15 protein-coding genes are annotated in these 14,253 nt (G+C 59.3%); 10 read left to right on the forward strand and 5 right to left on the reverse strand.

Annotation, left to right across the window (positions count from 1 at the left end; translation table 11 throughout):
- Nucleotides 1–174 precede the first annotated feature (174 nt).
- The 5 genes from KGA98_RS05060 to KGA98_RS05080 are packed head-to-tail and all read left to right on the forward strand — an operon-like array spanning nucleotide 175 to nucleotide 4,766.
- Nucleotides 175–1,203 (forward strand): DUF5924 family protein, encoded by a 1,029-nt coding sequence (locus tag KGA98_RS05060; protein ID WP_057712627.1) that lies wholly within the window; start codon nucleotides 175–177, stop codon nucleotides 1,201–1,203.
- 54 nt (nucleotides 1,204–1,257) lie between these two features.
- A complete protein-coding gene (locus KGA98_RS05065; RefSeq protein ID WP_150812654.1) occupies nucleotides 1,258–2,406 on the forward strand; it encodes an ABC transporter permease in 1,149 nt (382 codons plus the stop codon).
- Nucleotides 2,403–3,206, forward strand: coding sequence for an ABC transporter ATP-binding protein (locus tag KGA98_RS05070; RefSeq protein WP_223501641.1), 804 nt, complete (start codon nucleotides 2,403–2,405; stop codon nucleotides 3,204–3,206). The genes KGA98_RS05065 and KGA98_RS05070 overlap by 4 nt, the downstream gene beginning before the upstream one ends.
- A 1-nt stretch (nucleotide 3,207) precedes the next feature.
- Nucleotides 3,208–4,146, forward strand: a complete 939-nt coding sequence (locus KGA98_RS05075) for an MlaD family protein (protein ID WP_223501648.1) — start codon at nucleotides 3,208–3,210, stop codon at nucleotides 4,144–4,146.
- Nucleotides 4,143–4,766, forward strand: a complete 624-nt coding sequence (locus tag KGA98_RS05080) for an ABC-type transport auxiliary lipoprotein family protein (protein WP_223501653.1) — start codon at nucleotides 4,143–4,145, stop codon at nucleotides 4,764–4,766. Before KGA98_RS05075 ends, KGA98_RS05080 begins: the two co-directional genes overlap by 4 nt.
- Nucleotides 4,767–4,893: 127 nt before the next feature.
- On the opposite strand, the gene KGA98_RS05090 is transcribed toward KGA98_RS05080, so the two are convergent.
- Complete coding sequence (locus KGA98_RS05090) at nucleotides 4,894–5,544, reverse strand: HAD family hydrolase (RefSeq protein WP_223501654.1); 651 nt, start codon at nucleotides 5,542–5,544, stop codon at nucleotides 4,894–4,896.
- Between the two features lie 25 nt (nucleotides 5,545–5,569).
- Nucleotides 5,570–6,115, reverse strand: a complete 546-nt coding sequence (locus KGA98_RS05095; protein WP_223501655.1) for a gamma carbonic anhydrase family protein — start codon at nucleotides 6,113–6,115, stop codon at nucleotides 5,570–5,572.
- An 88-nt stretch (nucleotides 6,116–6,203) separates the two neighbouring features.
- Between KGA98_RS05095 and prlC the strand changes: the two genes are divergently transcribed.
- Nucleotides 6,204–8,255 (forward strand): oligopeptidase A, encoded by a 2,052-nt coding sequence (prlC, locus tag KGA98_RS05100; RefSeq protein ID WP_223501656.1) that lies wholly within the window; start codon nucleotides 6,204–6,206, stop codon nucleotides 8,253–8,255.
- A complete protein-coding gene (locus KGA98_RS05105; protein ID WP_223501657.1) occupies nucleotides 8,252–8,539 on the forward strand; it encodes a YheV family putative zinc ribbon protein in 288 nt (95 codons plus the stop codon). Before prlC ends, KGA98_RS05105 begins: the two co-directional genes overlap by 4 nt.
- A gap of 41 nt (nucleotides 8,540–8,580) precedes the next feature.
- Here the strand turns inward: KGA98_RS05105 and KGA98_RS05110 are convergent, their stop codons facing one another.
- The 3 genes from KGA98_RS05110 to KGA98_RS05120 form a co-directional block, all read right to left on the reverse strand.
- Complete coding sequence (locus tag KGA98_RS05110; protein WP_223501658.1) at nucleotides 8,581–9,225, reverse strand: tyrosine-protein phosphatase; 645 nt, start codon at nucleotides 9,223–9,225, stop codon at nucleotides 8,581–8,583.
- Nucleotides 9,226–9,334: 109 nt separating this feature from the next.
- Nucleotides 9,335–9,883 (reverse strand): hypothetical protein, encoded by a 549-nt coding sequence (locus KGA98_RS05115; RefSeq protein WP_223501660.1) that lies wholly within the window; start codon nucleotides 9,881–9,883, stop codon nucleotides 9,335–9,337.
- An 85-nt stretch (nucleotides 9,884–9,968) separates the two neighbouring features.
- A complete protein-coding gene (locus KGA98_RS05120) occupies nucleotides 9,969–10,271 on the reverse strand; it encodes a hypothetical protein (protein WP_223501662.1) in 303 nt (100 codons plus the stop codon).
- 224 nt (nucleotides 10,272–10,495) lie between these two features.
- On the opposite strand from KGA98_RS05120, the gene KGA98_RS05125 reads away from it, so the two are divergent.
- The 3 genes from KGA98_RS05125 (at nucleotide 10,496) to KGA98_RS05135 (ending at nucleotide 14,148) form a co-directional block, all read left to right on the forward strand.
- Entirely contained in the window at nucleotides 10,496–11,554 is a 1,059-nt protein-coding gene (locus tag KGA98_RS05125; protein WP_223501664.1) for a PA0069 family radical SAM protein, read from the forward strand.
- A 244-nt stretch (nucleotides 11,555–11,798) separates the two neighbouring features.
- The gene (locus KGA98_RS05130) at nucleotides 11,799–12,530 is read left to right on the forward strand and encodes a carbonic anhydrase (RefSeq protein WP_008045785.1); all 732 of its coding nucleotides are present in this window, start codon (nucleotides 11,799–11,801) and stop codon (nucleotides 12,528–12,530) included.
- Nucleotides 12,531–12,621: 91 nt separating this feature from the next.
- Nucleotides 12,622–14,148, forward strand: coding sequence for a SulP family inorganic anion transporter (locus tag KGA98_RS05135; RefSeq protein ID WP_057712614.1), 1,527 nt, complete (start codon nucleotides 12,622–12,624; stop codon nucleotides 14,146–14,148).
- Nucleotides 14,149–14,253 lie beyond the last annotated feature (105 nt).

A 14,253-nucleotide genomic window follows, 5' to 3' on the forward strand; every position in this document is an offset into this window, starting at 1 on the left:
TCAACGGACTGAGAGGCCTTGCCGGTTCCCTGTGGGAGCGAGCTTGCTCGCGATAGCGGATTGTCAGCCGCCGAAAATGTTGGATGTGCCGGCCTCATCGCGAACCCTCGCCACAGCGCCGCACCAGCGGTACCCTGTCGAGGTTTTTTCCTACGACGACTGTGAAACCACCGAATGCAAAACCTATCCCTTTTCGTACAGCGCATCCTAGATTTGATGAAGCGGTACCCTGGGGTCATTGCGCTCTTTGGTTTCATCTCCGGGGTGGGCAGTTTCATTCTGGTCGATCGCCAGCAAGGCCTGGCGAGCTGGATCACCACCATCATGCTGATCAGCTGGATCTGGCTGATGCTGGAAAACAGCCTGACCAAGCTGTTCACGCGCATCTTCAAGCGCGAAATACCGGAACCGTTGTTGCGTTACGCAACGCAGATGATCCATCAGGAAAGCCTGTTCTTTGTCCTGCCGTTCTTCTTCATCACCACGACGTGGAACAGCGGCCAGTTGTTTTTCACCGGGTTGCTGGGCGTGGCGGCGCTGATTTCGATCGTCGACCCGCTCTACTACAAGTGGCTGGCTCCACGGCGCTGGGCGTTTCTGGCCCTGCACACCCTGACCCTGTTCGCCGCGCTGCTCACCGCATTGCCGGTGATCATGCACCTGACCACCGCGCAAAGTTTCAAATGGGCACTGGGTATCTCGGTACTGCTGTCGTTCCCGAGCCTGGCGTCGATCTTCCCGATTCGTACCCTGCGCAATGCGCTGGCGATCTTGAGTATCACCCTGGGCATCGGCGCCGTTGGATGGGAGCTGCGCTCGTGGGTGCCGCCGGCGACGCTGTGGATGACCGACGTGGCCATCAGTACGCAAATGCAGGATCGCACACCTGGCGCCAGCCTCGACGAAGTCAGCGCCGAACAGATCCGTAATGGCGGGCTTTACGCGTACACCGCGATCAACGCCCCGCGTGGCCTGGACGAGCGGATTTATCACGTCTGGCAGTTCAACGGTAAAGAGGTCGACCGCATCCCCCTGGATATTCGTGGCGGGCGCAAGGAAGGTTACCGGGCCTGGACCCACAAGCAGAACTTCCCGGGCAACCCGGCCGGCAAATGGCAGGTTCGGGTCCTGACCGAAGATGGCCAGGTCATTGGCGTGCTTCGCTTCAAGGTCACGGACAGCACAGCGATCAAAGAAAAGTAGTCCGGTTCGTGCTATTACGTAGAGCTGCGTAATCACTGAACAAGCACGGAGCTTATGATCAGCAGCACGATGGCCGGCAACGCCCGATTGGACTCCTCGATTACCCCTGCGCGGTTGCGGGTGACGGGCGACTGGACGCTTGCCCATTACGCTGACCTCAAGCTATTGAGCGAAAAACTCCACGGCCAGTACGACGCCAACACCCCCATCGACCTCAATGGTCTCGGCGCCCTCGACACCGCCGGTGCCTCGCTGTTGGTCGAGCTGCTCGGCTCCGAGCGCCTCGGTCGTTCTGCCGAACATCCTGATTGCACACTCTCTGCTGCGGATCGGGCGTTGCTGCAAACCGTCTACTGCTCGTTGACCGATTTCTGCGTACCGATCAAGGAACCGGAAGTCAGCGTTTCCATTCAGTTGCTGACCCGCATTGGCCGCGCGGTGGACACTGTCTGGCAGGACACCCTGCAACTGCTGGGTTTCGTCGGCCTGATCATCGAAACCATCGTCCGCGGCCTGTTCCGTCCCAAGCGCTGGCGCGTCACGCCGATGATCGCCCATATCGAACAGACCGGTCTCGACGCCGCCCCCATCGTTGCGTTGCTGACTTTTCTGGTGGGCGCCGTGGTGGCGTTTCTCGGGTCGACGGTGCTGGCCACTTTCGGCGCCACCGTCTTCACCGTGGACCTGGTGGGGTTTGCCTTCCTGCGCGAATTCGGTGTGCTGCTGACCGCGATCCTGATGGCCGGGCGCACCGCCAGTGCGTTCACGGCGCAAATCGGTTCGATGAAGGCCAACGAGGAAATCGACGCTATCCGCACCCTGGGCCTCGACCCCGTGGAGTTGCTGGTGGTGCCGCGGGTCCTGGCGTTGCTGATCGCCCTGCCGATGCTGACCTTCCTGGCGATGCTGTCAGGGATTATCGGCGGTGCCGTGGTCTGCGCGGTGGCGCTGGATATCTCGCCAGCGATGTTCCTATCGCTGCTGCAAACGGACATCGGCGTTCAGCACTTTCTGGTGGGGATCGTCAAAGCGCCGGTGTTCGCCTTCCTCATCGCCGCCATCGGTTGCCTCGAAGGCTTCAAGGTCAGTGGCAGCGCTGAGTCTGTGGGCGCGCACACCACGTCGAGTGTGGTGCAGTCGATTTTCGTGGTGATCGTGATGGATGCGATCGCCGCGATGTTTTTCATGGAGATGGGTTGGTGAGTCGTATCCCCAGAGCGCCCTCCGAGGCGGTGATTGAAGTCCGTGGATTGTGCAACCGTTTTGGAAGCCAGAGCGTGCACGAGAACCTCGACCTGGACTTGTACAAGGGCGAGATCCTCGCCGTGGTCGGCGGCTCCGGCAGCGGCAAGTCGGTGCTGCTGCGCAGCATCGTCGGGTTGCGCCAGCCCAGCGAAGGCGTGGTGAAAGTTTTCGGGAAAAACCTGCCGACCTTGTCCGAGCACGAGCGTTCGCTGGTGGAGCGGCGATTCGGCGTGCTGTTCCAGAAAGGCGCGCTGTTCTCTTCACTGACGGTGACCGAGAACGTCGCCCTGCCGCTGATCGAACACGCCGGCTTGAGCCGCAACGACGCCGAGCACCTGGCGGCGGTGAAAATGGCCTTGGCCGGGTTACCGCTGTCGGCCGCAGAGAAGTACCCCTCGTCGCTGTCCGGCGGCATGATCAAGCGCGCCGCGCTGGCCCGGGCATTGGCGCTGGACCCTGACATCCTGTTTCTCGACGAACCCACCGCCGGTCTCGACCCGATCGGCGCCGCCGCGTTCGACCAATTGATCCTGACCCTGCGCGATGCTTTGGGCCTGAGTGTCTTTCTGGTGACCCACGATCTCGACACGCTCTACACCATCACTGACCGGGTAGCGGTGCTGGCGCAGAAAAAAGTGCTGGTGGCGGACGCCATCGACAAGGTTTCGCAAACCAACGATGCGTGGATTCACGAATACTTCCATGGCCCTCGTGGCCGCGCGGCATTGACGGCCGCCCAACAGCTCAACAAGGTCTGACATGGAAACCCGAGCCCATCATGTATTGATCGGCCTGTTCACCGTGATTGTGGTGACGGCCGCGCTGCTGTTCGGCCTGTGGCTGGCCAAGTCCAGTGTCGACACCGAGTTCAAGGACTACGAGGTCGTGTTCAACGAGGCGGTCAGCGGTTTGTCCCAAGGTAGTTCGGTACAGTACAGCGGGATCAAGGTCGGCGACGTGATCTCGCTGCGCCTGGACCCGAAAGACCCGCGCCGGGTGCTGGCGCGAATTCGCTTGGCCGGCGATACCCCGGTCAAGGAGGACACCCAGGCCAAACTGGCCCTGACCGGCGTCACCGGGACTTCGATCATCCAACTCAGCGGCGGCACACCACAGAGCCCGACGCTCAAGGGCAAGGACGGCAACCTGCCGACCATCGTCGCCTCGCCCTCGCCCATCGCCCGGCTGCTCAATGACAGCGAAGACCTGATGGCCGGGGTGAGTACGCTGATGCATAACGCCAACCTGATGTTCTCCACGGAAAACATCGAGCGCATCAGCAACACCCTGGAGCACCTGGAGCAAACCACCGGGGCCATTGCCGATCAGCGCGGCGATATCCGCCAGGCCATGCAGCAACTGGCCTCGGTGGGCAAGCAGGCCAACACCATGCTGGAGCAGACGACGGCGTTGATGCGCAATGCCAACGGGCTGCTCAACGAGCATGGCAAGGAAGCGCTGGGCAGCGCCGAGCAGGCGATGAAGTCGCTGCAGGAGAGCAGCGCCACCCTCAACAAACTGATCACCGCCAATCAGGATTCGCTCAACAGCGGCATGCAAGGCCTTAATGGTCTGGGCCCGGCGGTTCGTGAGATGCGCGAAACCCTGAGTTCGTTGCGCACCATTACCACACGCCTGGAAGCCAACCCCAGCGGTTACCTGCTGGGCAGTGACAAGACCAAGGAATTTACGCCATGAAGCTGATTCGGATTGCCCTCCTCGCTGGCTTCACATTGATCAGTTCGTGCTCGATCCTGCCCAAGCCAGAGCCCTTCGAGGTCTATCGATTGCCGTCGGCCCAGAGCGCATTGGCCAGCCATGGCACGCCGCAGCGCTGGTCGCTGCGCCTGAGCAAATTCCAGTCCAGCGAAGCGTTGAACAGTCCGAGCATTGCCGTAATTCCCCAGGGCGATGTGATCAGCCACTACAAGGGTTCACGCTGGAGCGACCCGGCGCCGGTGCTGGTGCGCAATCGTCTGCTGGAAGGTTTCCAGCATGACGGGCGGGTGCCGCTGCTGAGCACCGATGACAGCATTTTCCAGACCGATCTTGAATTGGGCGGCAGCCTGCAGGCGTTCCAGACTGAATACCAGGGCACGAATGCCAGCGCGGTCGTGCGTCTGGATGCATTGCTGGTGCGCAGTTACGACCAGCGCATCCTCGCCAGCCGCCGCTTTGAAGTGCGCCAGCCACTCGGCGATGTGCAGGTCCCGGCGGTGGTGGCCGGGTTCGGTCAGGCGAGCGATCAGTTGACCGTGCAGGTGGTGAGCTGGGCGGTTGAGCAAGGGCAGAGACTCGCGCCGTCGCCCAGACCTTGAGGAAGTACACCGTCCCCTGTGGGAGCGGGCTTGCTCGCGAAGAGGGAGTGTCAGTCGACAACAATGTTGCCTGATACACCGCCTTCGCGAGCAAGCCCGCTCCCACAGTTGATTTGTGTCGATCCTGTCAACGCTGTAAAAACGCCTGATGCAACTCTTCCAGCGTCTCAAAGTGATACGCCGGCGCTTCGGCACTCAACTCTTCATGGCTGCCGAACCCGTAACCTACCGCCGCCGCGTCCAGGCCATTGCTGCGCGCGCCGATCAGGTCGTGCTTGCGGTCGCCGATCATCAAAGTGTTGGCCGGGTCCAGGTTTTCTTCGGCCATCAGGTGAGCGATCAGCTCGACCTTGTTGGTCCGGGTGCCGTCCAGTTCGCTGCCGTAAATCACCTTGAAGTGTTTGGCAAAATCGAAATGCCGGGCGATTTCCCGGGCGAACACCCACGGTTTCGAGGTCGCGATGTACAGCTGTCGCCCTTGTCCGCCCAGGGTTTCCAGTAGTGGCGTGACACCATCGAACACCCGGTTTTCGTAGAGGCCGGTGACCTTGAAGCGCTCGCGGTAGAAATTCACCGCTTCCCAGGCCCTGGCTTCATCGAAGTCGTAGAACTGCATGAATGCCTGCAACAACGGCGGGCCGATGAAGTGTTCGAGTCTGGCCAGGTCCGGCTCATCGATACCCAGTTTGCCCAGGGCGAACTGGATCGAACGAGTAATGCCCTCACGTGGGTCGGTCAGGGTGCCATCGAGGTCGAACAAAACGGTTTGGTAATGCATGTCGAATCCTGAATAAGGGGCCGGGTCAAAGCTGGTCGTAGCCTTCGGCCAGATGCAGGTCCTTGAGCTTCACGTAGTTCGCCGCGCTGTAGGTGAAAAACGCGCGTTCCTTGTCAGTCAGCGGGCGGATCTGCTTCACCGGGCTGCCCACATACAGGGAGCCGCTTTGCAGATGCTTGCCCGGCGGCACCAGGCTACCGGCACCGATGATCACGTCATCGTCGACCACCGCACCGTCCATGACGATGCTGCCCATGCCGATCAACACCCGGCTGCCCACCGAACAGCCATGCAGCATGACCTTGTGGGCGATGGTCACGTCATCGCCGATCAGCAACGGAAAGCCGTCCGGGTTGAACGGCCCGGCGTGGGTGATGTGCAACACGCAGCCATCCTGCACGCTGGTGCGCGCGCCGATGCGGATTCGGTGCATGTCGCCACGGATCACTGTCAGCGGCCAGACCGAGCTGTCTTCGCCGATTTCAACGTCGCCGATCACCACCGCCGAGCCGTCGACAAAAGCGCCTTTACCCAGCAGCGGCGTGTGGTTCTGATACTTGCGAAGGTTCACGATAGGGTTTCTCTCTATTGCTGATAGCTGCGGTGAGCGTCGATTGTAATTAAGATGGCTGCATGTTTCTCCAGCCAAGGTATCAACCGTGAGCGTGAACAACCCTCTTTTGCAGTCCTATGACCTGCCGCCGTTCTCCGCCATCCGCGCCGAACACGTACAACCGGCCATTGAACAGATCCTGGCTGACAACCGTGCCGCTATCGTCGAGATCCTCAAGACCCAGGTCAAACAGCCAACGTGGGCTGGCCTGGTGCTGGCGATGGACGAACTCAACGACCGCCTGGGCGCCGCCTGGAGCCCGGTCAGCCACCTCAATGCCGTGTGCAACAGCGCCGAACTGCGTGAAGCCTACGAGTCGTGCCTGCCGGCCTTGAGCGCCTATTCCACTGAAATGGGTCAGAACCGCGAACTGTTCCAGGCTTTCGAAGCCCTGGCCAGCAGCCCGGAGGCCACCGGTTTCGACGTGGCGCAGAAAACTATCCTGGAACACTCCCTGCGTGACTTCCGTCTGTCGGGTATCGACCTGCCGGAAGCCGAACAAAAGCGTTACGCCGAAGTGCAGAGCAAGCTGTCCGAATTGGGCAGCCGTTTTTCCAACCAGTTGCTCGATGCCACTCAGGCCTGGACCAAGCACATCACCGATGAAGCCGCCCTCGCCGGCCTGACCGATTCGGCCAAAGCGCAAATGGCTGCCGCGGCTCAGGCCAAGGATCTGGACGGCTGGCTGATCACCCTGGAATTCCCGAGCTATTACGCGGTGATGACCTACGCCCAGGACCGCGCGCTGCGTGAAGAAGTCTACGCCGCGTACTGCACCCGGGCGTCGGACCAGGGGCCGAATGCCGGCCAGAACGACAACGGCCCGGTCATGGAAGAAATCCTCGATCTGCGTCAGGAACTGGCAAAACTCTTGGGGTTCAGCAGTTTCTCCGAGTTGAGCCTGGCGACCAAAATGGCCGAGTCCAGCGATCAGGTGCTGAGTTTCCTGCGCGACCTGGCCAAGCGCAGCAAACCGTTCGCTGCCCAGGATCTGGAACAGCTCAAGGCTTATGCCGCCGAACAGGGCTGCCCGGATCTGCAAAGCTGGGACAGCGGTTTCTACGGCGAAAAACTCCGTGAACAGCGTTACAGCGTCGCCCAGGAAGCCCTGCGCGCCTACTTCCCGATCGACAAGGTACTCAGCGGTCTGTTCGCCATCGTCCAGCGCCTGTACGGCATCGAGATTGCCGAGCAGAAAGGCTTCGACACCTGGCACCCGGATGTCCGCCTGTTTGAAATCAAGGAAAACGGCCAGCACGTCGGCCGCTTCTTCTTCGACCTCTATGCTCGCGCCAACAAGCGTGGCGGCGCCTGGATGGATGGCGCCCGCGACCGTCGTCGCACCGCTGGCGGTGTATTGCAAAGCCCGGTGGCCAACCTGGTGTGCAACTTCACCCCGGCCGACAGCGGCAAGCCTGCGCTGCTGACCCACGACGAAGTCACCACCCTGTTCCACGAGTTCGGTCACGGCCTGCATCACCTGTTGACCCGCGTCGAGCATGCTGGCGTGTCCGGCATCAACGGCGTGGCTTGGGATGCGGTCGAGCTGCCGAGCCAGTTCATGGAAAACTGGTGCTGGGAGCCGGAAGGCCTGGCGCTGATTTCCGGTCATTATGAAACCGGCGAACCGCTGCCTCAGGACCTGCTCGGTAAAATGCTCGCGGCAAAAAACTTCCAGTCCGGCCTGATGATGGTGCGCCAACTGGAGTTCTCGCTGTTCGACTTCGAATTGCACGCCACCCACGGCGACGGCCGCAGCGTGCTGCAAGTGCTTGAAGGCGTGCGTGACGAGGTTTCGGTGATGCGTCCGCCGGCCTACAACCGCTTCCCCAACAGCTTTGCGCACATCTTCGCTGGCGGTTACGCCGCGGGTTACTACAGCTATAAGTGGGCTGAAGTGCTGTCGGCCGATGCGTTCTCGAAGTTCGAAGAAGAAGGCGTGCTCAACGCCGACACCGGTCGTGCGTTCCGCGAAGCAATCCTGGCCCGTGGCGGCTCCCAGGAGCCGATGGTGCTGTTCGTCGACTTCCGTGGTCGTGAGCCATCAATTGACGCACTCTTGCGCCACAGCGGCCTGAGTGAGGGCGCGGCAGCATGAGTGAGGGACCTGTGATTACGAAAAAACGCTTTATCGCCGGGGCGGTCTGCCCGGCATGCAGCGAGCCGGATAAATTGATGATGTGGAATGAAGACCAGGTCCCGCACCGAGAGTGCGTGGCCTGCGGTTACTCCGACACACTCAATGAGCAAGGGCTGTCGGTGCCCAAGGAGTTGGGTACGCGGGTGAACACCAGCGTACCCAAACCTGCCGACACCAAGGTTCAGCCGGTTCAGTTCTTCCCGAATCCGAAGCTGAAGAAAAAGCCTGACGAACAAAACTGAGTGAAAAAAGCCCCCGTTGCGCAATGCAACGGGGGCTTTTTTTACTCGATGTGAGCGGACTTGAACCAGCTCTTCATTGAACACGCAGCGAATGGGCTGGTGCTGCAATCGCCATTGGCCAGGGCCGTGCGCAGTTTTTCCACGTCGGCCTGCATCATGTAGCGAATTCCGTCCTTGAAGTGGGTGCTGTCGCCAAAGCCGCCCTGGGTCATTTCGTTCAGGGCCTCCTCCTTGGTCCAGCCCTGGATGACAGCCCGGTACATGGCGGCCATCAGGCCGGTACGGTCGGAACCGTGTTTGCAGTGCATCAGCACCGGGCCTTTGGCTTCGGCGGACCGAATGGCGCGCAAGGCCTTGAGCACATCGGCGTCATCCACATGGTTGGTGCGATAAGGCAGTTGTACTTGCGTGATGCCTGGCGCGGACAACCAACTGGAGTCTGCTTCGGGCAGGAAATTGATCACAGTGCCCACCTTGAGTTTCTCCAGCAGCGGCACCGCGCCCTTGTCCGGCAAGGCGCTGCGATAGAGCGTCGGCGACATCTGGAAGAGGTTGTATTGCTTCTCTGTCTGTTGAGCCCAGTCTGCTGGACGCTGCATCACACTGTCGTCAGCAAGTGCCGGTGTCAGGTTAGCGAGCACAACCAGCGACAAGCATATTGCAGATAAAAAACGTGGAAAAAGCATGCTTGAGCGACCGTTCAGAAAGGGACGGGAAGATGGTGGCAAGGATCAGCCATGCACGGTCAAAGGCCTGTGAGCGGACTGTCAAAGAATCGTGAAGTCCGCGCTCAGGTTATAGTTTCAGTTTGATGAAGGATTTGAGCAGCTCGTTCAGTCCGACCCCATAGTTAAACACCTGTCCAGTTAAAGGGTTGCGCATGCGACCTTCAAAAGACGAGCCGGCATTCACAGATTTAGTCTCGTACACACCGCGGCTATACAGTTGATGATCATCTTCGTCAATTTCAAATTCCTCAACGTCTACTCGAAACTCGGGTGATTCAGCGGGAAGTCGATAAAGGTACGCTATGCCCTCTGGAGCAATTATTTGTTGATGATAAAAAGCGAGTGCAAGTTGTGTAAGGGCGGCAATGTCCTTTTCGTCGATGCTATTGTCTGGAGTGACATTGATATCGGACCAAGGATCAAAATCGAGCTTTGAAGTCTTGCCTTCGTCTTTTATATGGAGTGTCACTGAGGGAGCGCTTGCGAGAATATCAGAGAATTGCTCCATTGTTTTGTTCGGATACTCGCCTGCCCTTATTAGCTTGATAATTACCTGCACACCTTTCGTCGTTTCTATTTGCTGTAGATAAACACCGGTTTTTATGAGCATTGACATTTTTATCCTCCAGGCTGTCTGGAATGCATGCGGGAGCCCGCATGCATTCGGCAATAGCACTTTCCAGTGATCGGAAAGTCAGGGCTCAGGGATTGACGATACTGGCATAAGCCTTTGCCAGCGCCTGTAACTTGGCTTTGTCGTCGGCACCGATGGTCCCGTCTCCATCGACATCCTTGCCCACGGTCCGGATGCTGAAAGAGTTGCCAAGGTCGGTGGAAGTGGCTGTGTAGTAAGTTGAGTCGATCAGCTTTTCAATTTGCATTTCATTTTCCTCATCCCAACTCAATTCTTTGCGAGCCAGTTGCAAAGAAACCAGGGTGTTGGGTTCCGAAGGGCTTGGTTGCATGAGTTGAAGGAAAATACCGCGCTGATTAAAGAAAGACATTAATAAATCCTTTTATTTGATTGCTGTTGAGAGTATTGCCTGTTGGGTTGAATATACGGGTGGGTATTGAATCCAACCACTGACTATATGTTTCCTTAGTTTTCTGATTATTAATGAACAAGTAAGCATCATGATGCCCCCTTGTCAGATGAAGGGCTGAGCGGTACTGGTAGACAGGCAGTGGGTCGGTTACTGTATGGATATACAGATCAAGGAGTCCGCCGATGGTCAGCTCTCTGCCTCCCCGCGGTCGCGGCAGCGCAACCAACCCGCACAACCGCTTTGCCCCCAGCCATTCGGTGGTTGAGGACGACGGCTGGTATCAGGAAGTACCGCTCACCCAGGGCACCGAGGTGAGCATTGAAACGGCGAAAACCATCATTACCCGCAACACGTCGCCGGACTTGCCCTTCGATCGATCGATCAATCCCTATCGCGGTTGCGAGCATGGCTGCATCTACTGCTACGCGCGGCCAAGCCATGCCTATTGGGACCTGTCGCCCGGGCTGGATTTCGAGACAAAGCTGATCGCCAAGACCAACGCTGTGGATGTGTTGGAGCAACAACTGTCCAAACGCGGCTATCAATGTGCGCCGATCAACCTCGGCTCCAACACCGACCCCTATCAGCCGATCGAGCGTGAGTACAGGATCACCCGGCAAACCCTCGAAGTACTGCTGCGATATCGTCATCCCGTGACCATCGTCACCAAAGGCTCGCTGATCCTTCGCGATTTGGACCTGCTGACCGAACTTGCACAGCAAAACCTGGTGGCGGTGATGATCAGCCTGACCACCCTGGACGACGAACTCAAACGCATCCTTGAACCCCGCGCCGCAGCGCCCAAGGCCCGGTTGCGGGCGATCAGGGTCATGCGCGAGGCGGGCATTCCGGTGGGCGTCCTGTGTTCACCGATGATTCCGATGATCAACGACAGCGAACTCGAAAGCCTGCTCGCCGAGGCTCACGGCGCCGGAGCACAAAGCGCCGCCTACATGATGCTGCGTCTGCCGCTGGAAGTGGCGCCGCTGTTCGAAGAATGGCTGGGCGCCCACTATCCGCAACGGGCGGCGCATGTGCTGAGCCTGATTCGCCAGAGCCGTGGCGGTGAACTCTACGACAGCCGCTTTGGTGCTCGAATGCGCGGCGAAGGTCCCTTCGCCGAGCTGCTGGCACAGCGTTTTGCCAAAGCCATCAAGCGCCTGGGGCTCAATCGCCGGGAAGGCTTTGACCTGGACTGCAATGCCTTTTGTCCGCCCGGTCGCCAAATGTCGTTGATTTGAGGACAATTGGCCTATGGTTGAGTACTGAAGATCGCGCTCGCGTCTTAGGCTGGTCACGTTTTTTGTGACCTGTAACACGCATTCTAGAGCGTTTTATTCAGTTTCAATTAAGATTCGGCCGCTACCTTGTTCATCGAGTGACTGATGGGTCGAGATGTTTGGCCTGGATGTTTTTTAACCAGCCACTGGCTTCACACCGGACCACACGGGATGACTCCCTGAGCCCGCCAATGAGGATGAATTGATGAGTGACAAGGATAAACAGCCGTTGGCTGCGTCGGCTTCAGCCCAACCCGAGGCCGAAACCGCCGATGCAGCGTTGCAGCATATCGTTGACGGCTTTTTGCATTTTCATCATGAGATCTTTCCTCAACAGGAAGAGCTCTTCAAGAAACTCGCCACGGCCCAGCGGCCACGAGCGATGTTCATCGCCTGCGCCGATTCGCGCATCGTTCCCGAGTTGATTACCCAGAGCTCCCCCGGCGACCTGTTCGTGACCCGTAACGTCGGCAACGTCGTGCCGCCTTACGGGCAAATGAACGGTGGTGTTTCCACGGCCATCGAGTACGCCGTACTGGCTCTGGGGGTGCATCACATCATCATTTGCGGGCATTCCGACTGCGGCGCCATGCGCGCGGTGCTCAATCCGGACAGTCTGGAAAAAATGCCCACGGTCAAAGCCTGGCTGCGTCATGCCGAAGTGGCCAAAACCATGGTGCAAGAGAACTGCAACTGCTCTAGCGAAAGCGAAAGCATGCACATCCTCACTGAAGAGAATGTGATCGCCCAGTTGCAGCATCTGCGCACCCATCCGTCGGTGGCTTCGCGCATGGCCAACGGTCAGCTATTTATTCATGGCTGGGTCTACAACATCGAAACCAGCGAAATCAAAGCGTACGACGCTGATCAAGGCTGTTTCCTGCCGCTCAATGGCAGCCTGCCAATTCCCGTGGCGACGCCCAAAGCGCGCTTCTAAATCCTCCTAAATCGTTGTGTGGTTCAGCCGAGGCTGCCGTTCAGGCAGCCTGGCTTTGCCATGCCTGAAGAAAAACTTCGGGAGACTCACCATGCGTGCTGCTCGACTCAAAGCTGTTCTGCCACGGGAGCTGCTGGCTTCGGTGGTTGTGTTTCTGGTCGCCCTGCCTCTGTGCATGGGCATCGCGATTGCTTCGGGGCTGCCGCCGGCCAAAGGCCTGATCACCGGCATCATCGGTGGTCTGGTGGTCGGCTGGTTGGCCGGTTCGCCACTGCAAGTCAGCGGCCCGGCGGCGGGCCTGGCCGTTCTGGTATTCGAGTTGGTCCGCCAGCACGGCATCGCCATGCTCGGGCCGATACTGTTGTTGGCGGGTTTGCTGCAACTGGTGGCTGGCCGATTGAAGCTGGGCTGCTGGTTTCGAGTGACGGCACCCGCGGTGGTGTACGGCATGCTGGCCGGGATTGGCGTGCTGATCATCCTGTCTCAGGTGCATGTGATGCTGGATGCCGTGCCCAAACCTTCGGGTCTGGATAACCTGGCGGCCTTCCCGGCGGCGCTGTCTCTGGCGTTGCCCACGTTTGGCTGGCAAGCCGGGTTGCTCGGTTTGTCGACAATCGCCGTCATGTGGCTGTGGGATAAATTCCGTCCGCAATCCCTGCGCTTCGTTCCTGGCGCGCTACTTGGCGTCGGTCTGGCCACGCTTGCCAGCCTGATGCTGGCGTTGCAGGTCAAACGGGTTGAGGTTCCGGCCAACCTGACGGAGGCCATCGACTGGCTCAAGCCAGCGGATCTGCTCAACCTGGCTGATCCGACCTTGCTGATCGCGGCGTTTGCCGTGGCTTTCATTGCTAGCGCCGAAACCTTGCTCTCAGCCGCCGCGGTTGATCGTATGCACAGCGGTCAGCGCTCGGACTTCGACCGGGAATTGTCGGCGCAAGGTATCGGCAACATGCTGTGTGGCCTGCTTGGAGCGTTGCCGATGACCGGCGTTATCGTACGCAGTTCGGCGAATGTTCAGGCTGGCGCAACCACGCGGTTTTCGACCATTTTCCACGGCCTGTGGTTGTTGGCGTTCGTACTGTTGCTATCCAGCGTGCTGCAAAGCATTCCGGTGGCGAGCCTGGCGGGCGTGCTGGTGTACACCGGTTTCAAGCTGGTGGATCTCAAGGTATTCCGTGGTTTGGGCCGGTATGGTCGGGCGCCGATGTTCACCTATGCGGCAACCGCGCTCGCCATCGTATTCACGGACCTGCTGACTGGCGTATTGATTGGCTTCGGCCTGACGCTGGTGAAACTGGCGCTGAAAGCTTCGCGATTGAAAATCAGCCTGATCGACCTGCCTCAGGAAGGGGAAATGGAATTGCGCCTGGTGGGCGCGGCGACCTTCCTCAAAGTGCCGGCGCTGACCCAGGTGCTGGGTAGTATTCCACCAGGCGCGACGGTGCATGTGCCGCTTAACAACCTGAGCTACATCGATCACTCGTGTCTGGAGCTTCTGGAGGAGTGGGGCCGGGCGAATGCGGCCAAGGGTTCGAAGCTGTTGATTGAATCGCGGGGGCTGAAGCGCAGGCTCGAGGGGCGGGTGCGAACGAATACCGGCATAGGGGCGGCCGGGTAGATAACAGTGTGGGAGCGGGCTTGCTCGCGAAGGCGGTGGATCAGTCAATATATTTGCTGAATGGTTAGCCGCATTCGCGAGCAAGCCCGCTCCCACAGGGGATTG

This window comes from Pseudomonas sp. BF-R-24 (assembly GCF_019947335.1).
GTDB lineage: Bacteria > Pseudomonadota > Gammaproteobacteria > Pseudomonadales > Pseudomonadaceae > Aquipseudomonas > Aquipseudomonas jessenii.